The organism is Roseateles albus, from assembly GCF_028595345.1.
Lineage (GTDB): Bacteria > Pseudomonadota > Gammaproteobacteria > Burkholderiales > Burkholderiaceae_C > Paucibacter_A > Paucibacter_A albus.
Window position 1 is genome coordinate 59,937 of the sequence record NZ_JAQQXT010000003.1, and the last position, 23,636, is coordinate 83,572.

Here is a 23,636-nt window from a genome sequence, read left to right on the forward strand (position 1 = left end):
GGCTTGCCTCTCGTGCGCATCAAAAAATTTAAGATTTTGGGACTTATCTCGGCCATCGCCGCCATGGCGCAAATGCCTGCTCAGGCCGCCGAAGGCATGTGGATGCCGCAGCAATTGCCGCAGATTGCCAGTGGCTTGAGAGCCGCCGGTCTGAAGATCGAGCCCAGCCGTCTGTCGCAGCTGACCGAGTTCCCGATGGGGGCCGTCGTCAGCCTGGGCGGCTGCACGGCTTCGTTTGTGTCACCGCAAGGGCTGATCGTGACCAACCATCACTGCGCCTACGGCAGCATCCAGTACAACACCAGTGCGCAGCGCGACTTGCTCAAAGACGGGTTCTTGGCCGCGAGTTTGAGCGAGGAGTTGCCCGCCGAGCCCGGCAGTCGGGTCTATGTGACGGTGGCGGTGACGGATGTCAGCGCGCAAGTGCTGGATCGCAAGGTTCAAGCCTTGCGAGGCAAGGCGCGTTTTGATGCGATCGAGGCGATTCAAAAACGCTTGACCGCCGATTGCGAGGCCGATGCTGGGCACCGCTGCGAAGTGAGCAGTTTCTATGGCGGCTCGCAATACCAGTTGATCAAGCAGCTGGAGTTGCGTGACATCCGTTTGGTGCACGCGCCCGCGCTCGGCGTGGGTCTGTTCGGCGGCGATGCCGACAACTGGATGTGGCCGCGCCACACCGGGGACTACAGCTTCTATCGCGCTTACGTCGGGCCAGACGGTCGCCCGGCCGACTTCAGCCCCGACAACAAGCCCTTCGAGCCCAAACATCATCTGAAGTTGGCCAGGCAGCCGCTCAAGGAGGGAGATTTTGTGATGGTGGCCGGCTACCCCGGACATACCAACAGGCACCGTTTGCCGGCCGAGGTGGACTTCACCTTCTCTGAGTGGCAATCCAGCCACATCCGCTTGATGGGCGAGCAACTGGCCCTGATCAAAGCCGCAACCGCCGGCCGGCGCGAGGCCGAGATTGCACTGGCTGACCGGGTCGCCGGTATCAGCAATGGCCACAAGAATATGCAGGGTCAGCAAGCCAGCTTTGAGCGCAGCGACATCTTGGCGCGCAAATCGCAAGGCTTTGCTGATTTGAAGCGCTGGGTAGCTGCCGATGCAGGCCGCCAAGCGCGGTACGGCGCCGATCTGGCCCAGGTTGAACGCTTGCTGGCACAGCGTCAGGAGATTGTCCGTGCCGAACTCTTGTTGGATTATGTGGCGCCTCAATTGCTGGACACAGCGCGCAGCCTCTACCAACACGCGCAGCAGCAAGCCTTGCCTGATGCGCAGCGCAAACCTGGCTTTCAAGCCCGCGACAGCCTGGCCTTCAGCCAGAGCTTGGAGACGCTGCAACGCCGCTATGACGAGCCGGTGGATCAGGGGCTGAGCGCGCATTTCTTTGCCCAGTATTTGGCCTTGCCGGCCGCGCAACTGAACCAGCCTCTGCTGGCGGCCTTGGGGCTGCAGCCCGGCATGATTGAGGCGGCCATCAAAGCCCGCTTGTTGCCCATTTACAGCGGCAGTCAGTTGCAGCAGCAAACCGAGCGCATGGCCTGGTTGACGCGCGATGTGGCGGCGTTCAAGGCCAGTGACGACAGCTTCATCAAGGCGGCGGTGGCCTTGTATGCCGATGATGAAACGCGCGAGTCCCGTGACAAAGAGCTCAGCGGCCAAATCGGCCAAGCCTATGCCGGCACCATGCGGGCCTTGATCGCCTACAAAGCCAGCCAAGGCGAGGCGGTGTACCCGGACGCCAACAGCACGCTGCGGGTCGCATACGGTCATGTTCAAGGGCGCAAGGGCGCGGTGGACGGCGCCGATTGGCAGGCCTTCACGACGCTGCGCGGCATTGCTGCCAAGCATACCGGCGAGGGTGAATTCAATGCGCCGGCGCCGCAGTTGGCGGCCATCAAAGCGCGTCAGTTTGATGACTACAAGGTGGCTAGCCTGGATTCGGTACCGGTCAATTTTTTGGCCACCCTGGACACCACCGGCGGCAACTCCGGCTCGCCGGTCTTGAACGACCGGGCCGAGTTGGTGGGCTTGCTGTTTGACGGCACGCTGGACAGCGTCATCGACAGCTGGGACTTTGATGCCAAGCGCTCGCGCAGCATCTGCCTGGATGCGCGCTATATGCTGTGGCAGATGAAAGTGGTGGACAAGGCCGAGCGCTTGTTGCGAGAAATGAAGGTCTTGTAGAAGTCACGTGCTGGCGTAGGCGTCTATGTCCATGGCTCTGCCTATGTCGGCGACACTGTGCGCAATCAGTCAGCCGGAGTCGCCATGACGCAGCCTCTTCACAGCCAAGCCGAAGACAGCCCCCGTTCGCAACGCCTGGTGCAGCTGCATGCGCTGCAGACCATGGAACATGGCAAGGTGGTGGCCGCTGCCGAGGCGGTGGCGCTGATTCATGACGGCGATTGCCTGGCCACCTCGGGCTTTATCGGCATCGGCTTCGCGGAGAACTTGGCGGTGGCGCTGGAGGCGCGCTATTTGCGCAGCGGCCGGCCCCGTGATCTGAGCCTGGTTTATGCGGCGGGGCAGGGCGACGGCAAGCAGCGCGGCCTCAATCACTTCGGTCACAAGGGTTTGCTCAGGCGCGTCGTGGGCGGGCATTGGGGGCTGGTGCCGGCCTTGCAAAAGCTCGCGCTCGACGGCGATATCGAGGCCTGGAATCTGCCGCAAGGCGTGATCAGCCATCTTTACCGCGACATTGCTGCGGGCAAGCCCGGCCATCTGAGTCGCGTCGGGCTGGATACCTTTGTCGACCCTCGCCATGGCGGCGGCGCTGTCAACGCGCGCAGCACCGAGGCCTTGGTGCGCTTGATGGAGATCGACGGCGAGCCGTATCTGTTCTACAAGGCTTTCCCGATTGATGTGGCCTTGCTGCGCGGCACCACGGCGGACGCCGACGGCAACATCACCATGGAGCGCGAGGCGCTAACGCTGGATTCACTCGCCATCGCAATGGCTGCGCGCAACAGCGGCGGCATCGTGATCGTGCAGGTCGAACGTTTGGCCGAACGCGGCAGCCTGAATCCGCGCCAGGTCAAGATTCCCGGCATCTTGGTCGACGCGGTGGTGCTGGCCGAGAAGCCCGAGTTCCATATGCAGACTTTCGCCGAAGCCTACAGCCCCGCATTTGCTGCCGAGTTACGGGTGCCGATGGCGGCCTTGCAAACAATGGCCCAGGGTCTGCGCAAGGTGATCGCCCGCCGCGCCGCGCTGGAGTTGCAAACGCACGATGTGGTCAACCTCGGCATCGGCATGCCCGAGGGTGTGGCGGCGGTGGCGGCCGAGGAGCATATCTCCGACCTGATCACGCTCACGGCCGAGGCCGGCGTGATCGGCGGCCTGCCGGCCGGCGGCCTGAACTTTGGTGCGGCGGTCAATACCCAAGCCGTCATCGACCAGCCTTATCAGTTCGATTTCTATGATGGCGGCGGGCTTGATCTGGCGGTCTTGGGGCTAGCGCAGGCCGATGCTCAGGGCAATGTCAATGTCAGCCGCTTCGGCTCGCGCCTGGCCGGCGCCGGCGGCTTTATCAACATCAGCCAGAACGCCAAGCGCTTGGTTTTTGTCGGCAGTTTTTTGAGCGACGGCAAGCCCAAGTTCCTGGCAGAAGTGGAGCAGCGCACCTTCTCGGGAAGAGAGGCGAGCCGGCGCGGCCAGCAGGTACTCTATGTGACCGAGCGTTGCGTGCTCAGGCTAGCTCCCGAGGGTTTGATCCTGTCTGAAGTGGCGCCGGGTCTGGATCTGCAGCGTGATGTGCTGGATCTGATGGGCTTTGCGCCCTTGATGCCGACGCCGCCGTCTATCATGGACGCGGCGCTGTTCAAAGACGAGGCGATGGGTTTGCGCGCCAGGCTCTTGATGCTGCCGCTGGCCGATCGTTTCAGCTATGACGCGGCGACGCGGCAACTGTTTCTCAACTTCGAGCGCTTGGCGGTGCGCAGTAGCGACGATGTGGAGGCGATTCGCGCCGAGGTGGAGCGCCGTCTGGCACCGCTGGGGCAGCGCGTTTGGTGCGTGGTCAACTATGACCATTTCCACCTCGACCCCGAGGTCGCCGACGCTTACGCTGCGATGGTGCGGGAGCTGAGTGACCAGTTCTATGAAAACGTGACGCGCTACGGGACGGCCGGTTTCAACCGCAGCTTGCTGGGTGCTGCGCTGGCAGCGCGCGGCGTCGAGCCGCAGATGTTTGACTCGGCCGAGCGCGCCTTGTTGGAAGTCAAGCCTGTCTGAGGCTGTGCCGCGCCGCGCGGGCTATGGTTAATGCCACTTGCATGCGCGCCTCGGCTGGTGGACAGTCTCGGCTGAGCAAATTTCCATGAGCATTTCAGTCCGTGTCCTCTCTCACTCCTGGCGATCTTCGCCTTAAACAAGACCGAGCCTTTCTCGGTCATCCCGCCGGCCTGGGTTGGCTGGCATTCTGTGAATTCTGGGAGCGCTTCTCCTATTACGGCATGCAGGCGCTGCTGGTGCTCTACCTCAGCAACTACCTGTTCCTGCCCGAGAACATCGGCAATGTCGCCGGCATCGACGCCCTGCGGGCCTTTATCGAGCGGGCCACCGGGCCGCGCTCGCCGCAGCAACTGGCCTCGGCCGTGTTTGGCCTTTATGCGGGCCTGGTCTACCTAACGCCGATATTTGGCGGCTTGCTGGCCGACCGGCTGCTCGGCCGCACCCGCACCGTCGTGATAGGCGCCAGCCTGATGGCGCTTGGGCATTTCTTGATGGCGTTTGAGGCGAGCTTTTTGCTGGCCCTGGCTTGCTTGCTGCTGGGTGTGGGCTGCTTCAAGGGCAATATCGCGGCGCAGGTCGGCGCGCTCTATGCGCCCGGTGATAAGCGCCGCGCCAGCGCCTTCCAGATTTTCATGCTGTCGGTGCAGATGGCGGTGATCCTGGCGCCCATCGTCTGCGGCACGCTGGGCGAGAAGGTGGCCTGGCACTGGGGCTTTGGTGCGGCCGGTGTGGGCATGTTGATCGGTTTGGTGGTCTACCTGGCCGGGCGGCGCTACTTGCCGCCCGAGGAGGTTCGTGTCAAGACGGCGGTGCGCAGCGAGGGCGAGGTCAAGCCCCGTATGACGAGCCAAGAAAAGGCCAGACTCGTGCTGCTGATCGCGCTGATCCCGGTGCTGATGCTGTCCATCGTCGGCAACCAGCAGTTCAACAATGCCTACCCGCTGTGGTCGCAAAAGCATATGGACCTGCTGCTGTTTGGCTTTCAGGTGCCGGTGAGCTGGCTGCAGGCGGTGGACGCGTTGATCAGCACCTCGACCATGGTGGCCTCGATCGCTTTTTGGCGCTGGTGGGCGACGCGCCGGCGTGAGCCCGATGAGCTGACCAAGATGGCTTTCGGTGCCTTGCTTGCGGCCTGCGCGCCGGCGCTGCTGGTGATTGCCGCCGGCTCGATAGCCGGCACCAACGAGAAGGTCAGCTTCGTCTGGACGCTGGGCTACACCTTGATCAACAACCTGGGCTTCGCCAATATCTTGCCGGTTGGCATCGCGCTGTACTCGCGCGCCGCACCGCGCCGGCTGGAGGGCTTGATGATTGGCATTTACTACCTGCATCTGTTCCTGGGCAATAGTTTTGTCGGTTGGCTGGCCGGCTTGCTCGACGAGATGCCCGGCACCGAGTTTTGGGGCCTGCATGCGGTCTTGGTGGCCAGTGCCGGGGTCTTGCTGCTGGCGGTCAAGTTTTTGTTTGGGCGGGTTCTGTTGCCGGATGAGCAAGCGCCGCCGCAAGGCGTGCAAAAAGGAGGGCTTCCTGCATGAGAGGCAATTCAGTGAAGATTCGGGGTGCGGAAGAAATTGCCAAGGCCAGGGAGGCCGGCCGCTTGGCCGCCCAGGTATTGCAGATGATCACGCCGCATGTGCAGCCCGGTGTCAGCACCGATGCGCTGGACAAAATCTGCCATGACTACATCGTCGATGAGTTGGGCGTCACGCCGGCCAATATCGGCTATCACGGCTACCCCAAGACGCTGTGCAGCTCGGTCAATGAGGTGGTCTGCCATGGCATCCCCTCGCCGACAAAAATCCTCAAAAATGGCGACATCGTCAACCTCGATGTGGCGCTGATCAAGGACGGCTGGTTCGGTGACACCAGCCGCATGTATTTTGTCGGTGAGCCCAAGCCGCAAGCGCGCCGCCTGGTCAACACCACTTACGAGGCGCTGCGGGCCGGCATCCTCAAGGTGCGCCCCGGTGCCACGCTGGGTGATATCGGGCATGCGATCCAGAGCGTTGCGCACCGGGAGGGCTTCAGCGTCGTGCGCGAGTACGGTGGCCACGGCATCGGCGACGTCTATCACGACCAACCCCATGTCAACCATTTCGGCCAGGCGGGCGAGGGCATGAAGCTGCAGGCCGGCATGATCTTCACCATCGAGCCGATGATCAACGCCGGCAAGCGCGGCATCAAAGAACTCGCCGACGGCTGGACCGTGGTCACCCAGGACCGCAGCCTGTCGGCGCAATGGGAGCATATGGTGCTGGTCACCGCCAGCGGCTTCGAGTTGCTGACCCCTTGGCCGGAAGGGTTTGGAGACTATCCCGTCATAGCGTGAGCGGTGGCGGGGCGCCGTGAAGCGAATGTGCTTTGCTGCGACCCTGTCAACTATGCCTATACCCGGCCCGAGCCAGGGGCGAGGACACTGCCGGCGCTGGCCACAAGCGCGGCGAACCCTCAACACCTTGCTCGGAGACTCTCACTATGTACAAAAGAAGATCGCTGGCCCTGGCGGCCATGCTGTCCCTCGCCGGCCTGACGCAGGCCCAGCCTGCCGATCTTGCCAATGCTTTGAGCGTCGATATTGGCAGCGGCGAGCAAGTCATTCAGGCCTTGCGCGATCAGCACAAGGGCGCGCGCACGACTTTTTTCCGCACGCTGGGGGCCGATTCGCTGGCCGTACACATCAAGGACTTCTTTGACAAGAACGGCCAAGTTTCGATCTCCGGTCATGCGCTGGGCAATGCGAACTCGGTGTTCTTTTTGAAGGGCAATAGCAAGAAGCTGCATGGTTTTTTGGCCCTCAATGACGGCCGCAAGGCCTTCGAGTACAGCAGCAATGAACTGGGGCAGGTGACGGTGCGCGAGGTGCCGTACACCAAGGTATTCCCCGACTTCGAGGAGAAGTTTCAGCGCGACTATGCCTTGGCGCAAGGGGTCAGCACTTTGGCCGTGGCCGCGCCGACGTACAGCCCGATGGCTCTGCGCCAGGCGCCGCATATCGGCCCCTACGCCAATCAAGACGTCACCAAGCTGGAGAGCAAGCCCGGCAGCCCCTGGGTGTTCTATCTCAACACCGCAGCGGTGATGAGCGGCAGCACGCCGCTCAACGGTGTCAGCAAGGAGCAGATGTACCGGGCCTGGCAATCGGTGGCCGATCAGTATTCGATGCTGAATATGAACGTCACCACCAACCGGACCGTCTATGACGCTGCGCGCGCGGCCAATACATTGCGCACCGGCATCATCAATTTCGTCAACCAGGATGGCCGCTCGTTTGCGCCGCTGCAGTCCTTCGGCACCACCTCGGCCGGCACGCTCTACCGCAACCCCTCGGCCGGTTTTGACTATGGCTACGGCATCGGCATGACGGGCGCGCATGAGGTCGGCCACCAGATGGGCATGTCGCATGACGGCGGCGGCTCGGGCGGCGAATATTTCGAGGGCATTGCGGCCTACCAATGGGGCCCCATCATGGGCAATTACTGGATGGGGGGCAGCTGGGCCAACCAGTTATTTACCTGGAGCCGTGGCGAGTACAGCACGGCCAATAACCAGGAAGATGATTTCCGCATCATGACGGTCAATGAGTCGGTGCCCTATGTGGCGGATGACAACGTCAGCGGCAAGGCGCTGGCGTTGCGCGCTGCCGGGGAGATCAACCCGCAGGACAACTGGGGCCAGATCGAGCGCAATAGCGACAGCGATGTCTTCAACTTCTCGGTCGCGGCCTCGGGCGTGCTGAATCTGCGCATCGACCCCATCGAGTACCTGCGCATGCTTGACGTGGACGCCTCCATCATCAATGCCGCCGGCCAAGTGGTGGCGCGCAGCAATCTGGCCGTCAACCGCTCGGCCGAGTTCAAGAACCTGCAACTCGGGGCCGGCAGTTACCAGCTCAAAGTTCAGGGCGGCGCCGAGGGCACACCGCAGAATGGCTTTTCGAACTATTCCTCGGTGGGCTACTACGCAATGCAGGGCAGCTTGACCGGCGGCACCGAGATCCCGGCCACACCGTTGAGCAGCGGCGTGCCCCAGCTCAATCAAAGTGGCGCCACCGGCGTTTGGAGCTATTACGCTATCAGCTTGCCGAGCGCCGCGTCCAAGCTGACGGTCGCCGTCAAGGGCAGCAATGGCGACGCCGATCTCTTCGTGCGTAAAGACAGCCGGCCCACCACCGCCAGCTATGGCTGCAAGAGCGACGGCTCCACCAGTGCAGAGACCTGCAGCATCACTTCAGCGGCAGCAGGTACCTATTACGTCGGCGTGTACGGCTATAGCGCCTACACAGGCTTGAGCGTGACGGCCACGGTCACGCCTTGACCTGATCGCGGCTTCACTCCAGCGTCGCAGCAATCCCGATGATCAAGGTCGATACGGCAAACAAGGCCAAGAGCAGCGGCCAGACGAAGCGCAGGTATTTGTCGTAGCCGACCTTGGCGATGGCAAGTCCGCCGACCAGCACCACGCTGGTCGGCGCCATCAGCAGCGCCAGGCCGTGACCCATGATCCAGGCGGTGATGGTGCTGGCCCGGCTGACCTGCGCAAAGTCGGCCAAGGGCGCCAGCAAAGGCATGGCCAGCGCGCCATGGCCGGAACTGGACGGAATCAAAATGGCCAACGGGATATTCACCAACACGGTCAGGAAGACGAAAAAGCCCGCCGACGCGCCGGTCACCAAGCGTTCCATAGAGTGCAAAATGGTGTCCAGCGTTTGCGTGTTGTTCATGATCACCGACACCCCGCCGGCCAAGAGCACCACCATGGCCGGGCCCATCATGTCGGAGGCGCCGGCGGCAATCAGCCGCACCGTTTCTTTCTCTCCCATGCCTGCGACGATGCCGACCAGCACCGAGGCCAGGATGAAGAGCATGGCCAGCTGCGGAAACCACCAATTCAGCTCGAACCAAAAAGGCGTGGCGCCTACGACCTCGTGCAGGCCGTAATAGTCGGCCGCACCGGCGCGGCCACCGAGCACGCTGGACCAGGGGATGACGGAGAAGATCATCAGCCCAAAAGCCAGCGCTGTGATCAGCAGCACCCATTTTTGCGTGCCGGTCAGCCGGGCTTGCGCTTCAGCACTTGGGCTTTGTTCGGCGGCCGCAGCGGTGTCCTGCTGCGTATCCCAACCCACCAGCGACGCCGAGGGGTCCCGGCGCACCTTGGCCGCATAGCGCAGCACCCAGCCTATGGACATCGCCGTCAGCACCACCCACAGCACAAAACGCAAGCCAATGCCGTCGCCAATCGAGATGCCTGCCTCGCCGGCAGCCACGCCAATGGAAAAGGGGTTGACGGTCGAGCTCATCACGCCGACCAGGGCGCCGATGATGATCATGGCCGCAGTCACCAGTCTGTCGTAGCCGAGGGCTGTCATCAGCGGAATGAAGAGTGCGTAAAAGCCCAGCGTCTCGACCGAAAAACCCATGGTGGAGCCGAGGAGCGAGAACAGCGTCATCACGGCGGCGATCAGCATCCAGCCTTTTTCGCGCAGCCGGTCGGCAAGTGCTGCCACCGCCACCTCCAGCGCGCGGGTGGCGAAGCTGACCGAGATGAAGGCACCGATAGCCATGATGAACACGATCACGCCGATCTGCCCGAACATGCGGCCGACGGTTTCGCTGTCCACCCGCTTGGTGTTTGAGTTGTGCAAGCCGTAAACGCCATTGACCGGCGCCAGCACAAGTTGCTCGGCCGCTTCCTTGAGGCTCAAAGGAGAGGCTTGCTGCTGGAAGGTGCCGGGGATGGGCGAGCCATGCTCATCAAGCTGGTATAGACCGGAAGGAATAAACAGCGTCGCGACCCAGACCAGCAAGGTGACGATGGCCAGCGTGGTGACGGCGCCGGGGAACTTGAAGCCGCGCTTGGGTGTCGCTGCTTTGCTATCGCCATCGGTGCCGCTACTGCTGCCTGCCATTGTCATTCCCCATGCTTGCTTATGTAAGCGCAGTTTAACCAAGCATTCGTACGGTATGGCCGCCTGCTCGCCTGTTTTGCACGCTGGTTTGCAGGCACTTGCTGACCCTGAATTGCCCCATGTTTGAATGCGATCCGGGAATGCTATGCTGAATTAACCCAGACCAGAGTGACAGAAACCCGATGCCACATCACTGCAAAACCCTTGGCTCAGCAATCGGCTTCAGCCTCCTGCTTCCCTGCATTGCTGCGCTGGCCCAGCCGGCGTCGCCGCAACAATGCCGAGCATTGCCGGATGCTCAGGCTCGCTTGCTTTGCTATGACACTTGGGTGGATGGGCAGGCGGCGGCCCTAAAGACGCCGGGCCAAGTTGCCCCGGCTCTAGCTGCGGCTGCGGCTGCGGCGCCTGCGCTTGTTCCTGCAACTGTATCGACTGCAGCGCCTGCCGCTGCCAGCTTTGGCCTCGAGCAGCAGGCCCGCAAAGCCGAAGCTCAGGAGGTCGAAAGCGAGATCAGCGGGCTGTTTGAAGGCTGGGGCCCCAAGCATGTGATCCGATTCGCCAATGGCCAGCTTTGGCAGATCGTGGACGGCAGCTCGGCCGTGCTCTATTTGAAGAACCCCAAGGTCAAGGTGCGCCGCGGCATGTTGGGCACTTACGTGCTGGAGTTCGAGGCCAGCAACGAGACCGCCAAGGTGCGGCGTTTGGAGCGCTGAAGTCTGAGCGCTTCAGCGCAGTCTGGGCGGCAGCAAAATGTCCGGCCCGACCTGGTCGATCTGCGTGTGGCCGCAAAACGCCATGGTCAAGTCCAGCTCCTTGTGGATGATCTCCAGCGCCTTGGCTACGCCGGCTTCACCCATGGCGCCCAGGCCATATAAAAACGCCCGGCCGATATAGGTGCCGCGTGCGCCCAGGGCGCGGGCCTTGAGCACATCCTGCCCCGAGCGGATGCCGCCGTCCATATGCACTTCGATCTGGCGGCCCACCGCGTCCACGATGGCCGGCAGTGCATGGATGCTGGACTCGGCGCCGTCAAGCTGGCGCCCGCCATGGTTGCTGACGATCAAGGCATCGGCGCCGGAATTGACGGCCAGCCTTGCGTCTTCTACGTCTTGGATGCCCTTCAGAATCAGCTTGCCGCCCCAACGCTTTTTGATCCACTCGACATCGCCCCAGTTGAGCGCGGTGTCGAACTGTTTGGCCGTCCATTCGGACAGCGAGCCCATGTTCTCTACGCCCTTCACATGGCCGACGATATTGCCAAACTGGCGCCGGGGTGTGCCCAACATGCCTAGACACCAGCGTGGCTTGGTCATCAGGTTGATCAGGTTGGCGATGGTTGGCTTAGGCGGCGCCGACAGGCCGTTCTTGATGTCTTTGTGGCGCTGGCCGAGGATTTGCAAGTCCAGCGTCAAGACCAGCGCGCCGCAGCGCGCCGCCTTGGCCCGGTCGATCAGACGCTCGATATAGGCGCGGTCTTTCATCACATAGAGCTGGAACCAGAACGGCGCTTGGGTGCGGGCCGCCACGTCTTCGATCGAGCAGATGCTCATCGTTGACAAGGTAAACGGGATGCCGAACTTCTCGGCCGCGCGCGCCGCCAGGATTTCGCCGTCGGCATGCTGCATGCCGGTCAGGCCGGTCGGTGCAATTGCCACCGGCATCGCCACATCAACGCCAATCATCTGCGTCGCGGTGGAACGGTTTTCCAGATTGACCGCAACGCGCTGGCGCAGCTTGATGGCCTGGAAGTCCGCCGAATTGGCGCGGTAAGTGCCTTCGGTCCATGAGCCGGAATCGGCATAGTCATAGAACATGCGCGGCACGCGCTTTTGAGCCAGAACGCGCAGGTCTTCGATGCAGGTGATCACGGGCATGTGGGAGTCTCTCGGTGTTTTATGGTCTTGTTGGCGGCAATGCTAGCGGAGCTAGCTGAGAGAATGTTGAACGGGAACGCGGTTTGTCGTTTCCATGTTTGCCACCCATGAGTCGCTGATGCCTGTCGCTGAGAATTTTGCAAATCCCTTGCCCACCTGGCAGCGCGTGCTGTGGCTGTTGGCCGGCATCGCGAGCTTGGTCTTGGGCTTTGTCGGCATTTTTGTGCCGCTGCTGCCGACCACGCCTTTTGTGCTGTTGGCGGCGTTTTGCTTTTCGCGCGGCAGCAGCCGCTGCGAGCGCTGGTTGCTCAACCACAAGCTGTTCGGCCCTATGGTGCGCGACTGGCGCGCAACACGCGCGGTGCCGCTGCGCGCCAAGCAGTTGGCCAGCGTGATGATGTTGTTCGGCTCGGTCACGGCCTGGTTCAAGCTGCCGCTGCTCTGGGCTTGGCTGCCCGCCGCGTCTTGTGCCTGCGTGGCTTGGTGGTTGTGGCGCTTGCCGACGCGCAAGCCCTGATTCCAGGCCTCAGCCCTTGTGGGCAAGCAGCGGCAAATGCAAGCGCACGCACAAGCCTTGTTCGACCTCGGGCATTTCGATGCTGCCGCCGAGGCGCCCCATGATGGAGTGAACGATGTACATGCCCAGGCCCGAGCCCCCCTGGCCGCGCTTGGTTGTGAAGAAGGGCTCGAAGATGCGTGCCCGCACCGCCGCACTGACGCCGACACCGTCATCGGCCACATCCAGGCAAACCTGTTGCCCGTCCAGGCTCGCGCTGATTCGAATCTTGCCGCCGCGCCGGTCGGGGAAGGCGTGGTGGATGCTGTTCATGATCAGGTTCGAGATCACCTGCGTCAGCAGCCCCGAGGCCATGCACAGTTCGATGCCGGGATCCACATTGACGCTGACCTCCACGGCTGCCTTGCGCAGTGCTGGGCTGAGCACTGAAATCACGCTGTTCAAGTATTCGGCCAAGGGGAACTCGCTGACCGCCTCCGAGGCCTGATCGACGGTGACCTTCTTGAAGTTGCCGATCAGGCTTGCGGCCCTCTCCAAATTGCGCTCGACCAAGTCTGAACCGGTCTTCAGGCGAATCGAGAGCTGCTGCAGCTCGCTGCGGCTGATGCGTTCGCTGGCCAGCATGTCAACCAGCCGCTGCGCGTTGTCAGACACGCTGGAGGCTGCCGTGACTGCCACGCCAATCGGCGTATTGACCTCATGTGCCACGCCGGCCACCAGGCGTCCCAAGGCATCGGCTTTTTCCTGTTCCATCAAGGCCTGGGTCTGCTGGGCCAGGGCCAGGTCGGCACTCAGAAGCACACGCTCGAACACCTTGCCCAGATGGCTAGCCTGTAGCTGGTCTTGGCGCGACCAGGCGCGCTGCTGCCCATGCTGGGTCAGCCAGAGCACGGCACGCAGTTGCTGCTGCACAAAAAGTGGGATTTCTATTTGCGAGGCGGCACCTTGCATGGGCGCCAGGCCGATCAATTCCTGCAGGCAGGGGTGCAGGCTCAAGTCGGCCAGGAACAAGGGTTCGCGCCGCTGGGTGAGCAGTTTCAAGTAGGCGGCCTGCGTAGGCTCGCTCAGGCAGGTGCTTTCAGCGCCGTCGCCATTTTCCGTCGTACTTGGGTCCCCACAATTGGCCCCTGGCTCGACCATATCCGATTGATGTTGCAACAGGGGGTAGACGCCGGGCGTCTCATGGGCCCACCATAGGCTGACTCTGTCCAGCGCCAGGATTTTGCCGGCTTTGGTGCTCAGTTCCGCAAATGCCTGCTTGAGTTCGGCGGCACTGTCGAGCGGCCATTGCTGGTTCGAGAGTTCCAGCAGCATTTCGTCGGGCGGCTTGCGCGAAAGGTCGTAATGAGCCAGCTTGGCCAAGCGCTCGGGCAGGCTCAGGCGCTCGATTTCGGCTTGCACCTCGACATGCTTCCACAAATGGCCCAGGGCGGCTTGCAGCTGGCCTTGTGATTGGTAGAGCTGTGCTAACTGCTGATGTGAACGGCTCTCCTGCGCACGCGACTGTATGCGCAGCGCTTGCTCCAGCGCGTGTTGAGCACTCTTCAGGGCCTCGGATTGGTCGTTGCGCGCCAGCGCAACTTCGGTCCAGGTCTGGCTGGCGACGCTCTCCAGCCATAGATGCCCCAGGCGTCTGGCCAATTCCAAGGCCTGGTGGCACTGGTGTGCGGCCAAGTCGGTCTGCCCACGCAGCAGGGCTGCGCGGGCCAGATGCCAAAGGGCTTCGGCCTCAAACTCCAGGTGCTGGCCGCGGCGGGCTGCCGCAAGACCTTTGCTGAATTGGGCCTCGGCCTCTTCCAGCTGCGAATTCTCGTAATTGCCCACACCCAGATTGAGGGCCAGCTTGGCCTCCAAATAGCTGTCATCCAGGCTGGACAACAAGGCTGCGGCGTCGCGATGAAAGCGCCGCCCGTTGTCCCAGGCGCCCATGGCGTAGTGGATCTGGCCCAGGCCAATGCGTGCCGCAACGCCGATGCGCAACTCGCCGACCAATTGCGCCAGATCGAGTGCGCGCGTCCATTTTTCGGTCGCCAACAAATAGTCGCCGGTTTGGTAGGCGATGCGCCCCAGGGCTTCAAACATGCGCGCGGCCTGGCATTGCAAGCCGGCTGATGCGGCCTGGGCTTGGGCCTGTGTCAGGCTGCCTTGCAACTGCTGCGCCCGGCCCATGTGTTCGAGCAGATTGAAGCGGATGTAGAGCAGGTCGATGGCGCACGCTAAATCGCCCCGGCCGCGTGCCGTCTGTTCAAGTACCTCGTAGCGGCGCAATGCGCATGAGGGGTGCCGTTTAGCCAGCCGTGCGAGACGCATCAGCAGTTCATCAAATGCTGCGGACTGAACGGGCGCTGGCACTGCGTCTGACACTTGCTCGACACTCCTGGCTGATGTGCAACAGCACACTTGAGCGCCACTGCTTGTGGCGCGACGCAAGGATAAGGGCTTTGCGGCGGCTTGTCAGTGTGTGGCCCCATTGCGCTGGTCTGGATCAAGCCCCGCAAGACCGGAAAACAACAGTCAGAACAAGGCGAGGTTTTCCGGCCTTGGGCCGGCGGTGGTGCTTGCGACCTTGCGCGGCTTGCTGCCCAGGGCGTCAATGGCACCGGGCCGGCTCAAGCCTCCCACTCGCACGCCGAGCAGCCGAATTCGTTTGTCCAGCGGCACGCGCTTCAGGCAGGCTCCGGCGGCGCGGCGGATGGCTTGCGCATCTTGCGTCGGCTGGGGCAGCGTCAGGTCACGCGTGACGGTATGAAAGCCCTCGAAGCGCAGCTTCAAACCTATGGTGCGGCCCTGATAGCCCTTGCGCAGCAGGTCGCTGGCCACTTGCTCGCACAGTCGGGTGAAGATGGCGCTCAGCTCGGCCTTGTCATGCACGGCATGCAGGTCGCGCTCAAACGTGGTCTCGCGGCTGATCGATACGGGCTCGCTGTGCGTGACCACCGCGCGCTTGTCGCGCCCATGCGCCGCCTCATGCAGCCAGGCGCCAAAGCTGTTGCCAAACTGATTGATCAGCATCTGCGGTTCGGCGCCCGCCAGTTGCTCGACGGTTTCAATCCCCAATCCCAGCAGCTTGGCCGCCGCCTTGGGGCCGATGCCATTGATTTTGCGCACGCCCAGCGGCCAGATGCGCGTCGGGATATCGGCTTCGGTCAGGAGCGTGATGCCGTCGGGCTTGTCCAGATCGGAGGCGATCTTGGACAGCAGCTTGTTGGGGGTGATACCGATCGAGCAGGTCAGGCCGGTGGCACGAAAAACGGAGTTCTTGATCTCGCGTGCCACTGCGCGCAGGCCGCCGAGTGGGTCATGGCCGACGGTTTCTCGGATGCCGGGTATATCACTCAGGTCGATGTAGATTTCGTCAATACCCCTGTCCTCAATCACCGGCGCCAACTCAGCCACCGCCGCTTTGAACAGGCGCGAGTAAAGGCGGTAGGCGTCAAAGTCGGTCGGCAAGAGGATGGCATCAGGCACCCGCAGGGCCGCCTTCATCAGGCCCATGCCCGAGAACACGCCCAGATCACGGGCGGCGTAAGTGGAAGTGGTGATGACGCCACGGCCGGTGTAGTCGCGCAGCCGCGAGTAGCGCCGGCTGCCGTCTTCCAGTGTCACCGGTGCATGGCTGCGACGCCCACCGATCACGACCGCTTGGCCCCTCAGATCGGGGTAACGCAGCAACTCCACGGAGGCGTAGAACGCGTCCATGTCCAGATGCGCAATCAAGCGCTCGGGCAGTATGGTCGAGGTCAGCGTCGGTGTTGACATGCGCGCATTGTCGGCGCCCCAGCTGTCAGCGCTTGTCAGCAGTGCCGTGCGGCTCAGTGCGCGTCAATGCAGCTGTCAACGCTTGGTGTTCAGCCGTACCTTCAGCCGCAGCTGCCGCTACCGCAGGAGCTGATCGGCTCGGCGCCTACCAGGGCTGGTGTGCTGGCCGTCCCGGTTGCGGGGTCAAAACCAACTTGGCTCATGTGATAAACCAAGGCCGCGTCCATCATCTCGGCGTGGGCCGGAAACCAATTGACCAGTTCCGGCAGCAGATTGCGCATAGGCTCAAGATCCTGCTCGGCATGGGTATGCACCAGCACCTGGCGCATCACGTCCAGCACCATGGCGTGTTGCTTGCTGTGGCAGTTGTCCGGGGCGAAGCCGGTCGCGGCCATATAGCCCTCTTCCATCGCGAAGTGCTGTTCCGTGTGAGTCAGCAAGCGCTGGTAGGCGGGCAGGGCGTCTGCGGGCTCGGTGCAAGTCGGCAAGAGTTCAGCCAACTCGTTGAGCAAGGCCACGAATTCATGGTGGGTTTGATCGATCTGCGGCTGATTCAGCGTCAGCGCGTCGGTCCAGGTCAATGTACTTGGGGTATTCATGGGGTCAGCAGCTTAAACGATGGCTGCGCACTGTGTGACCGCGTGAGGACGGCAGCGCTCCTTTGAGCGCGTAATCTTTGCGCTGAGTCAAGGCTGCGTGCATTGGCTGAGTGCATTACATGGGCACGGGGGCTTCGGCCCAGGACTTGACGTCGACTTCAAATCGAACCTCGGGGCCCTTGCCGCGTATCGTGGCCTTGATTTCTCCGGTCACCTTGTTAGCCAGTGAGCGTTCTTTGCTGGCAATTTCGTAATGCGAGCTGAGGTCCAAACTCAGCACCATCAAAAAGCGACCCTTGATATCGATGCGGTGAGGGCGGCCTGTTTCGGGCTCGACCCAAGCACGCATCAGGACGTCGCGGCCAAAACCTTTGTCCTGCGCTTCAAACAGAGTCCAGAGTTTGCCGTCAAGGCTCTGCCCATCGCTTCGCTTGACCGGGGTGTTTGGCAACAGCAGCTGATTGCCTTGGCCCAAGGCAGATGAAATCTGCTGATCGGCCTTGTTGGCGCGGGTGATGCGCAGATCATCGTCGGTCCAGATCGGGGGCTCGGCGGCCACGATCTCGTAGCTGGGTTTGCCGTCTTTCCATCCACTGAGTTTGCGGCTGATGAAGTCCCGCTCGCCGGTACCGCCGGCCTCGCGCGGCAGCATCAGCATGGTGTCCGACTCATCCGGTACCACCTGCTTTTGCGCCTGTAGGTGCGCAAGCAACTGCAGCCACAGGGGGTCAGCGACTTGGGCTTGGCTGGTTTGTACCCCGGACAGCAACAGCGCCAGGGCCAGCAAAAAGGTTCGAATCATGAGGGCAGGGGGGCGATGAAGCCCGCAGCGTGAGTTTGCGGCCAGTTTCGGCCGAGGCTTCACTTAGCGCGGCCGGCTGCCGCGCGGTTGACAAGCCTGCCGAATTGGGCTGTCTCAGCCCAAATCAGCCCAAGCGCACCCGGTGCCGCGCAATCTGTGCCCTCACCTGCGCCGGCGCGGTGCCGCCCAAGATGTTGCGAGCATTCAGCGAGCCGCGCAGAGATAAGACCTCGAACACATCCTCACCAATGCGGGCGTCGAATTTCTGTAACTCACTCAAGGGCAGGGCCGATAAATCAAGGCCGGTGCCGATCGCGGTTTTGACCGCATGGGCGACGATTTCATGCGCATCGCGGAAGGCCAGACCTTTCTTGACCAGGTAGTCGGCCAGGTCGGTCGCGGTGGCATAACCCTTGAGCGCAGCGCGCTCCATGGCCTCGGGCTTGACGGTCAGCCCGCCCATCATCTCGGCAAAGATGCGCAGCGTGTCCTTGAGCGTGTCAACGGTGTCGAACAGCGGTTCCTTGTCTTCCTGGTTGTCCTTGTTATAGGCCAGCGGCTGGCCCTTCATCAAGGTGATCAGGCCCATCAGGTGGCCGACCACGCGGCCGGTTTTTCCCCGTGCCAGCTCCGGTACATCGGGATTTTTCTTCTGCGGCATGATGGAGGAGCCGGTGCAAAAGCGGTCCGCCAGGTCGATGAACCCAAAGCTCTGGCTCATCCACAAGATCAACTCTTCGCTGAGGCGCGAGATATGCACCATCACCAAGGAGGCGGCGGCCGTGAACTCGATCGCGAAGTCACGGTCGGAGACGGCATCAAGGCTGTTTTGGCACACAGCCTCCATGCCCAAGGTCTTTGCCACACGTTCACGGTCAAGTGGGTAGCTGGTGCCGGCGAGTGCGGCCGCACCCAGCGGCAAGCGGTTGACACGCCGGCGCACGTCGGCGAAGCGCTCTGCATCGCGCGCAAACATCTCCACATAGGCCAGCAAATGATGGCCAAAGGCGACCGGCTGGGCGACTTGCAAATGGGTGAAGCCGGGCAGGATCACCTCGGCGTTCTTCTCGGCCACATCGACCAGCGCGGTCTGCAGTGCGTTCAACAAGACGCTCAGCTCATCAATCTCGCCGCGCAACCACAGCCGCACATCGGTGGCGACCTGGTCATTGCGGCTGCGCCCGGTGTGCAGGCGTTTGCCGGCAATGCCGATCAGTGCCGTCAGGCGCGCTTCGATATTCAGGTGCACATCTTCCAGGTCCAGCTGCCACTCGAAGCTGCCAGCTTCGATCTCGCTCTTGATCGTCGCCATGCCTTGCTGAATGGCGGTGTGGTCTTCGGCACTCAAAATCCCTTGCGCCATCAGCATCTCGGCATGCGCCAAGCTGCCTGCGATATCGGCCGCCCAGAGCCGCTTGTCGAAGAAGACGCTGGCGGTGTAACGCTTGACCAAGTCGCTCATAGGCTCCGAAAACAGCGCGGACCAGGCTTGGGCTTTGTTGGCGAGGGGATTTTCTGAGACTGAGGACATGGCGGGCGGTCTGGCGGTTAGTAAAGAGGCGGGCCGGCTTGACAGACAATCCGGCGCAGCGCGATTCTATCGAGCCGCACTCCCACCAGGCGCCGCAGAGCGAAAGCAAAATCTTGAAACCCAGCAGCAAGCGACCGGACTGGCCCGACAGCGGCAACCTGAGCAGCATCCTCGGCTTCGCGCCCAGCGATGGCGGCGAGGCCACGGTCCTGCCCTTGTTCGACCCCGCGCGGGTTTTCGATGTGTGCCATGTGGGCCTCGTGCTGCGTGCGGTGTTGGGCGTGCAGGGCTTGCTGGCCTTGGGGCTGGCGCTGGTCTCGCGCGATCTGGGCCACTGGATGCAGAACATGGCCAGCGGCACGGTGGTGACGATGTCGGCCGTGCTGGCCTGGCTGCTGCTGGTGTGCAGCGCGCGCCGCCAATTGGCCGGTTTGCGTGGGCTGTGGCAATGGACCGTATTGTTGGCTTTGGGGGCGCTGTGCGCCTTGGCGGGTTGGGAGTTGTTGAATCTGGCCAATGATGAGCCCAGCAGCGGGTTTCGGCTGATCAGCGTGAGCTTGGCCGGTGCGGCCTGCGCGGGCCAGCTCTTGCTCTGGCTGAAGCAGCGCGAACGGGCGCAGCGCCCGGCAGACGCGATGGCGCAATTGGTCGAGTTGCAAGCGCGCATACGGCCGCATTTCTTGTTCAATACGCTGAACAGCGCGATTGCGCTGGTGCGGCTGGACCCGCACAAGGCCGAGGGGCTGCTGGAGGACTTGAGCGAGCTGTTCCGTGTCGCTTTGGCCGATGCCACGGCCGTGGTCAGCCTGGACGACGAGATTGAGCTGGCGCGCCGATACCTCGATATTGAGCAGATCCGCTTTGACGGGCGCTTGCGCATCCATTGGCGCTTAGATCCGGCCGCCGGCGCCGCCAAGGTGCCACCCTTGTTGTTGCAGCCCCTGGTCGAGAATGCGGTGCGTCATGGCGTCGAGCCTAATGAGGCGGGCGGTGACGTCGAAATCAGCACCCGGCGTCTGGGCAGCGAGGTGGAGATCTGCGTGGTCAACACGGTGGGGCTGCCGGCCCAAACATCCGGGCATGGTTTGGCGCTGCGCAATGTGCGCCAGCGCCTACGCCTGATGCATGATGTGGCCGCGCGCTTTGAGCTCAAGCGCGAGCCGGAGCGCTTCAGCGTGCGCATCATGTTGCCTCGCTGATGGTTTTCAATGGAGCTGCCCGATGTCTGTGCCGTCCTTGTTGAAGGTTTTATTGGTCGATGACGAGCCCTTGGCGCGGCTGCGTTTGCGCAGCTTGCTCGAAGGCTGTGTCGACCCGCGTGCCGAGGTGCTGGCTGAGGCCGGCAGCGCTTCGCAGGCGCAAGCTTGGCTGCGCGAGCATCGTTGCGACCTGGTCTTGCTGGATGTGCAAATGCCCGGGCCCGACGGGTTGCAACTGGCCGGCGCCTTGCGGGCGCAGGCTCAGCTGGGCGGAAATAGCCCGGCGGTGGTGTTCGTCACCGCCCATGCCGAGCATGCGCTGCAGGCTTTTGAACTGGAGGCGACCGACTACTTGAGCAAGCCGGTACGCCGCGAGCGCCTGCAAGCCGCTTTGCTGCGGGTCGCTCAGCGCCTGGCCGAACGTGCCGCCATGCAGGCCCAGCCAGAGGGTCGGGGCTTGCCGCTTGGCGAGCCAGACGGCGTGATCAATGTGAGCGACCGCGGCCGGCTCTTGCGCGTGCCCTTGGCCGAGGTGCTGTATTTCAAGGCCGAGCTGAAGTATTTGACCCTGCGCACCGCTACGCAAAGCCTGGTGATGGACGGCAGCTTGTCGGACCTGGAACCGCGCTTGGGCGAACGCTTTCTGCGCGTGCACCGCAATGCTTTGGTGGCCAAGGCGGCGGTGCGCGAGTTGCAGCGCCATGCGGTCAGCCATGCCGGTGAGGACGAAGCGAACAGTGACAGCGCCGACAGCGCCGACGGTGCCGACGGTTGGGCGGTGCGGATTGCCGGCGTCAACGAGTGGTTGGCGGTATCCCGGCGGCAAGTTGCGGCCGTGCGTGAAGCGCTGGCGGGGCAGGGCGGCTGATTATTCAGGCCGTCAAGGCTCAGGGCAGCCAGATCTCGAATTTTGTGCCGCCTTCCGGGCGCGGCGCCAGCAAGACCCGACCCTGCCGCTCGCCGTTTCTATGAGCGCGAGCGACCGCCGCGCAGAGCTCCATCCCCAAGCCGGTGGATGAGCGGCTGGATGGGTCTTTGCTGCCCAGACCCAGCCCGTCATCCTCGACCGAGAGCACCAGGTAAGCGTCTACTTGAGCGGCGCCTAGCAAGACATCGGAGCGGGCAAAGCGCCAAGCATTGTGCAGTGCCGCCTCCATGGCCAACAGCACCAGGCGGGCGTCAAAATACCAAAAAGGCGGCGCCTGGCTCACTTCGCCCAAGCGCAGCGGCGCGCCGTCCGGCCGCGAGTCCACCTTCAAGAGCTTTTGCAGAAACTCCAGCGGCGATTCATCTTCGGCCTGTGCGCTCATGGGCCTGTCGTCCGAGGCGTAGAGGGTCAGATAGGCGATCAGTCGCTGGCGCAACTGCGAACAATGCTGGTGGGCGCGGTGGGCGCGTGCCCGGTCGGGCTCGGCCTCTAGCAAGTGCAACTCGGCCTCAAGTACACCCAGCTGGTTCTTGATGTCATGCACGAACAGGGCCAACAACTCTCGGTTCATGCCACTATTTCACCAGTTTGCCGAAGCTGGATGCCGGGCTGTTGGACAACTCCACCGCTGCACCCTTGGTCTGCAAGGCGGCCAGCGTCTCGCGCAAATAGCGGCGCATGCTGGCCACGCGGTCATTGGCTGGCAGCAGTTTTTCCAACCGTGCCAGATAATCGCGCACCTGCTCGACACGGCGCTCGTCCAGTGATTTTTTCAGGCGCAGCGACATGCAATTCATCTGCGCGCATTCCAGCAAGACGGTGGTGTTGTCGGGGTACTCCGACAATTCAGCTTCAATCGCCTCCAGGGCCGCATCCAGCTCGCCGGCCCGCAGCAGGCGCTTGGCCTCATGCAGCCGGGTCTTCAGGCCTTGGGTGGCGGCCTTGACCAGCAACTCAACTTGCTCGGGGTGGCCGGTGTCGACCAGGGCTTTGCAGATCAGTTGCTGGACGCGCGAGTTTTCATGATCGGCATTGACTGCTTGACGCAGCAGCGCTAGGCCGGCCTCGACATGACCGGCCTGCAGCGCGGCGCGCGCCACGGTGACGGTGGCAAAGTCAGCCTTGCCTTGGGGCAGGCCGGCGAGTGCCGAGGCGGCTTCTTTTTCCGCCTTGGCCGTGTCGCCCTGCAGCGCATGGGCTTGCGCGCGTATGGCCAAGGCTACATTGTCAAATTCGGGCGTGTGGGCGCCTCGCGTGGCGGCTTCGCTGAGGGTCTCCAAGGCCTCCTTGGCCTCGCCCATATCGACTTGGGCCTGCGCCATGGTCAGCAAGTCTTGCGAGTTCGCGGTCATGGCGCCCTGGCTGGACTTCAAGGCCTTGGCCAAGCTGGCTTTTGCCGTGACAAGGTCTCCATTGCGATAGGCGCTCTCCGACAGCACACGCAGGCGTTTGGCCGAAGGCACGACTTGCGCGGCTTGCTTCATCAGCGCCAGCGCGCTGCCGGTGTCGCCCAGTGCCTCCATCGAGGCGGCCACCAGGTCAAAAGCGGCCAGGCATTTGGCACCTTCCGCGCTGCCCAAGATTTCTTGGCCCAGGCGTTTGGATTCTTCGAACTTGCCCGAGGCCTTGGCGGCCTTGACCAGGCCCAGCTGCGCCCACATCAGTCCATCGCGCAAGGCCAGCGCATCCTGGTAGATGCGCTTGGCGTCATCGGGGCAGCCCAGATCGAGCAGGGCCTGCGCCTTGATTTGCAGCGCATGCATATACCAGCGGTCTTTTTTGGCCAGTAAGGCGTCGCAGGCCGCCACGGCGGCGGCTAAATCGTTTTTGTTCAGCTGGCGGTTGATCTCCAGCAGCGCCTGGCGCTTGTCGAGTTGATTCTTCAGTCGGTCCTCGATATCGCCGGCGGTGATGGGCTTGAGCAAATAGGCGTCGGGCATATGCTCGCTGGCGGCCGCCACCGAGTTGTAATTGCTTTCGGCCGTGATCATGAAGAACAGGCAATCGGGGGCGAGCAGGCGCTGCTCGCGCAGCAACTCGAACAGCTGCTGGCCGTCGGTGCGATGGTTGAGGTTGTAATCGCACAGAATCAGGCCGTAGCGTTTGGCCTTGATCATGCGCAGCGCATCTTCGGCCGAGCCGGCCGCGTCAATCTTGCCCACCCCCACCATGCCCAACTGACCACGCAGCGTGGTTTGCTGGGTGGCCATATCGTCAACCACCAAGGCTTCGATCTTGGCGTAGGGAGTTTCAATATGCATGGGCTGTGGCCTTGGTCGA

Annotated in this window: 18 protein-coding genes; 9 read left to right on the plus strand and 9 right to left on the minus strand. The window is 62.8% G+C overall.

Annotated features, from left to right (window positions below; genetic code table 11):
• Positions 1-63: 63 nt before the first annotated feature.
• The 5 genes from PRZ03_RS05580 (at position 64) to PRZ03_RS05600 (ending at position 8,553) form a co-directional block, all read left to right on the plus strand.
• Positions 64-2,190 (plus strand): S46 family peptidase, encoded by a 2,127-nt coding sequence (locus PRZ03_RS05580; protein WP_273599394.1) that lies wholly within the window; start codon positions 64-66, stop codon positions 2,188-2,190.
• A 162-nt stretch (positions 2,191-2,352) separates the two neighbouring features.
• The gene (locus tag PRZ03_RS05585) at positions 2,353-4,239 is read left to right on the plus strand and encodes an acyl CoA:acetate/3-ketoacid CoA transferase (RefSeq protein WP_273599700.1); all 1,887 of its coding nucleotides are present in this window, start codon (positions 2,353-2,355) and stop codon (positions 4,237-4,239) included.
• 101 nt (positions 4,240-4,340) lie between these two features.
• Entirely contained in the window at positions 4,341-5,774 is a 1,434-nt protein-coding gene (locus PRZ03_RS05590) for a peptide MFS transporter (protein ID WP_273599395.1), read from the plus strand.
• The gene (gene map, locus PRZ03_RS05595) at positions 5,771-6,568 is read left to right on the plus strand and encodes a type I methionyl aminopeptidase (RefSeq protein WP_273599396.1); all 798 of its coding nucleotides are present in this window, start codon (positions 5,771-5,773) and stop codon (positions 6,566-6,568) included. The genes PRZ03_RS05590 and map overlap by 4 nt, the downstream gene beginning before the upstream one ends.
• 146 nt (positions 6,569-6,714) lie before the next feature.
• Complete coding sequence (locus PRZ03_RS05600; RefSeq protein WP_273599397.1) at positions 6,715-8,553, plus strand: pre-peptidase C-terminal domain-containing protein; 1,839 nt, start codon at positions 6,715-6,717, stop codon at positions 8,551-8,553.
• A 13-nt stretch (positions 8,554-8,566) separates the two neighbouring features.
• Here the strand turns inward: PRZ03_RS05600 and PRZ03_RS05605 are convergent, their stop codons facing one another.
• Complete coding sequence (locus PRZ03_RS05605) at positions 8,567-10,147, minus strand: YfcC family protein (protein WP_273599398.1); 1,581 nt, start codon at positions 10,145-10,147, stop codon at positions 8,567-8,569.
• Between the two features lie 287 nt (positions 10,148-10,434).
• Between PRZ03_RS05605 and PRZ03_RS05610 the strand changes: the two genes are divergently transcribed.
• Positions 10,435-10,860, plus strand: coding sequence for a hypothetical protein (locus PRZ03_RS05610; RefSeq protein WP_273599399.1), 426 nt, complete (start codon positions 10,435-10,437; stop codon positions 10,858-10,860).
• 12 nt (positions 10,861-10,872) lie between these two features.
• Here the strand turns inward: PRZ03_RS05610 and PRZ03_RS05615 are convergent, their stop codons facing one another.
• Positions 10,873-12,021 (minus strand): alpha-hydroxy acid oxidase, encoded by a 1,149-nt coding sequence (locus tag PRZ03_RS05615; protein WP_273599400.1) that lies wholly within the window; start codon positions 12,019-12,021, stop codon positions 10,873-10,875.
• A gap of 118 nt (positions 12,022-12,139) precedes the next feature.
• Here PRZ03_RS05615 and PRZ03_RS05620 point away from each other — a divergent pair, with 118 nt between their 5' ends.
• Positions 12,140-12,538, plus strand: coding sequence for a YbaN family protein (locus PRZ03_RS05620; RefSeq protein WP_273599401.1), 399 nt, complete (start codon positions 12,140-12,142; stop codon positions 12,536-12,538).
• A 9-nt stretch (positions 12,539-12,547) separates the two neighbouring features.
• Here the strand turns inward: PRZ03_RS05620 and PRZ03_RS05625 are convergent, their stop codons facing one another.
• The 5 genes from PRZ03_RS05625 to argH all read right to left on the minus strand — a co-directional run bounded on the left by PRZ03_RS05625 (position 12,548) and on the right by argH (position 19,229).
• Entirely contained in the window at positions 12,548-14,848 is a 2,301-nt protein-coding gene (locus tag PRZ03_RS05625; RefSeq protein WP_273599402.1) for an ATP-binding protein, read from the minus strand.
• A gap of 204 nt (positions 14,849-15,052) precedes the next feature.
• A complete protein-coding gene (gene dinB, locus PRZ03_RS05630; protein WP_273599403.1) occupies positions 15,053-16,297 on the minus strand; it encodes a DNA polymerase IV in 1,245 nt (414 codons plus the stop codon).
• Positions 16,298-16,398: 101 nt separating this feature from the next.
• A complete protein-coding gene (locus tag PRZ03_RS05635) occupies positions 16,399-16,896 on the minus strand; it encodes a hemerythrin domain-containing protein (RefSeq protein ID WP_273599404.1) in 498 nt (165 codons plus the stop codon).
• Between the two features lie 115 nt (positions 16,897-17,011).
• Positions 17,012-17,698 carry a hypothetical protein gene (locus tag PRZ03_RS05640; protein ID WP_273599405.1) on the minus strand — a complete coding sequence of 229 codons (687 nt, stop codon included), beginning with the start codon at positions 17,696-17,698 and terminating at the stop codon, positions 17,012-17,014.
• Positions 17,699-17,822: 124 nt separating this feature from the next.
• The gene (gene argH, locus PRZ03_RS05645; protein ID WP_263533326.1) at positions 17,823-19,229 is read right to left on the minus strand and encodes an argininosuccinate lyase; all 1,407 of its coding nucleotides are present in this window, start codon (positions 19,227-19,229) and stop codon (positions 17,823-17,825) included.
• 113 nt (positions 19,230-19,342) lie between these two features.
• On the opposite strand from argH, the gene PRZ03_RS05650 reads away from it, so the two are divergent.
• A complete protein-coding gene (locus PRZ03_RS05650; protein WP_273599407.1) occupies positions 19,343-20,428 on the plus strand; it encodes a sensor histidine kinase in 1,086 nt (361 codons plus the stop codon).
• Between the two features lie 22 nt (positions 20,429-20,450).
• Positions 20,451-21,296 (plus strand): LytR/AlgR family response regulator transcription factor, encoded by an 846-nt coding sequence (locus tag PRZ03_RS05655; RefSeq protein ID WP_273599408.1) that lies wholly within the window; start codon positions 20,451-20,453, stop codon positions 21,294-21,296.
• 19 nt (positions 21,297-21,315) lie between these two features.
• On the opposite strand, the gene PRZ03_RS05660 is transcribed toward PRZ03_RS05655, so the two are convergent.
• Both PRZ03_RS05660 and PRZ03_RS05665 read right to left on the minus strand, forming a co-directional pair.
• Positions 21,316-21,927 (minus strand): sensor histidine kinase, encoded by a 612-nt coding sequence (locus tag PRZ03_RS05660; protein WP_273599409.1) that lies wholly within the window; start codon positions 21,925-21,927, stop codon positions 21,316-21,318.
• A 4-nt stretch (positions 21,928-21,931) separates the two neighbouring features.
• Positions 21,932-23,617: a response regulator gene (locus tag PRZ03_RS05665; protein WP_263533322.1), complete on the minus strand. Its 1,686-nt coding sequence runs from the start codon at positions 23,615-23,617 to the stop codon at positions 21,932-21,934.
• Positions 23,618-23,636: the final 19 nt, after the last annotated feature.

What these genes read in the sequence shown, in the direction of transcription:
- PRZ03_RS05625 (WP_273599402.1), bottom strand. Translation starts at nt 14,848, where the DNA reads ATGCGTCTCGCACGGCTGGCTAAACGGCACCCCTCATGCGCATTGCGC.
- PRZ03_RS05635 (WP_273599404.1), bottom strand. Translation starts at nt 16,896, where the DNA reads ATGAATACCCCAAGTACATTGACCTGGACCGACGCGCTGACGCTGAAT.
- argH (WP_263533326.1), bottom strand. Translation starts at nt 19,229, where the DNA reads ATGTCCTCAGTCTCAGAAAATCCCCTCGCCAACAAAGCCCAAGCCTGG.
- PRZ03_RS05640 (WP_273599405.1), bottom strand. Translation starts at nt 17,698, where the DNA reads ATGATTCGAACCTTTTTGCTGGCCCTGGCGCTGTTGCTGTCCGGGGTA.
- PRZ03_RS05580 (WP_273599394.1), top strand. Translation starts at nt 64, where the DNA reads ATGGCGCAAATGCCTGCTCAGGCCGCCGAAGGCATGTGGATGCCGCAG.
- PRZ03_RS05655 (WP_273599408.1), top strand. Translation starts at nt 20,451, where the DNA reads ATGTCTGTGCCGTCCTTGTTGAAGGTTTTATTGGTCGATGACGAGCCC.
- PRZ03_RS05615 (WP_273599400.1), bottom strand. Translation starts at nt 12,021, where the DNA reads ATGCCCGTGATCACCTGCATCGAAGACCTGCGCGTTCTGGCTCAAAAG.
- PRZ03_RS05600 (WP_273599397.1), top strand. Translation starts at nt 6,715, where the DNA reads ATGTACAAAAGAAGATCGCTGGCCCTGGCGGCCATGCTGTCCCTCGCC.
- dinB (WP_273599403.1), bottom strand. Translation starts at nt 16,297, where the DNA reads ATGTCAACACCGACGCTGACCTCGACCATACTGCCCGAGCGCTTGATT.
- PRZ03_RS05585 (WP_273599700.1), top strand. Translation starts at nt 2,353, where the DNA reads ATGGAACATGGCAAGGTGGTGGCCGCTGCCGAGGCGGTGGCGCTGATT.
- PRZ03_RS05665 (WP_263533322.1), bottom strand. Translation starts at nt 23,617, where the DNA reads ATGCATATTGAAACTCCCTACGCCAAGATCGAAGCCTTGGTGGTTGAC.
- PRZ03_RS05660 (WP_273599409.1), bottom strand. Translation starts at nt 21,927, where the DNA reads ATGAACCGAGAGTTGTTGGCCCTGTTCGTGCATGACATCAAGAACCAG.
- PRZ03_RS05620 (WP_273599401.1), top strand. Translation starts at nt 12,140, where the DNA reads ATGCCTGTCGCTGAGAATTTTGCAAATCCCTTGCCCACCTGGCAGCGC.
- map (WP_273599396.1), top strand. Translation starts at nt 5,771, where the DNA reads ATGAGAGGCAATTCAGTGAAGATTCGGGGTGCGGAAGAAATTGCCAAG.
- PRZ03_RS05605 (WP_273599398.1), bottom strand. Translation starts at nt 10,147, where the DNA reads ATGGCAGGCAGCAGTAGCGGCACCGATGGCGATAGCAAAGCAGCGACA.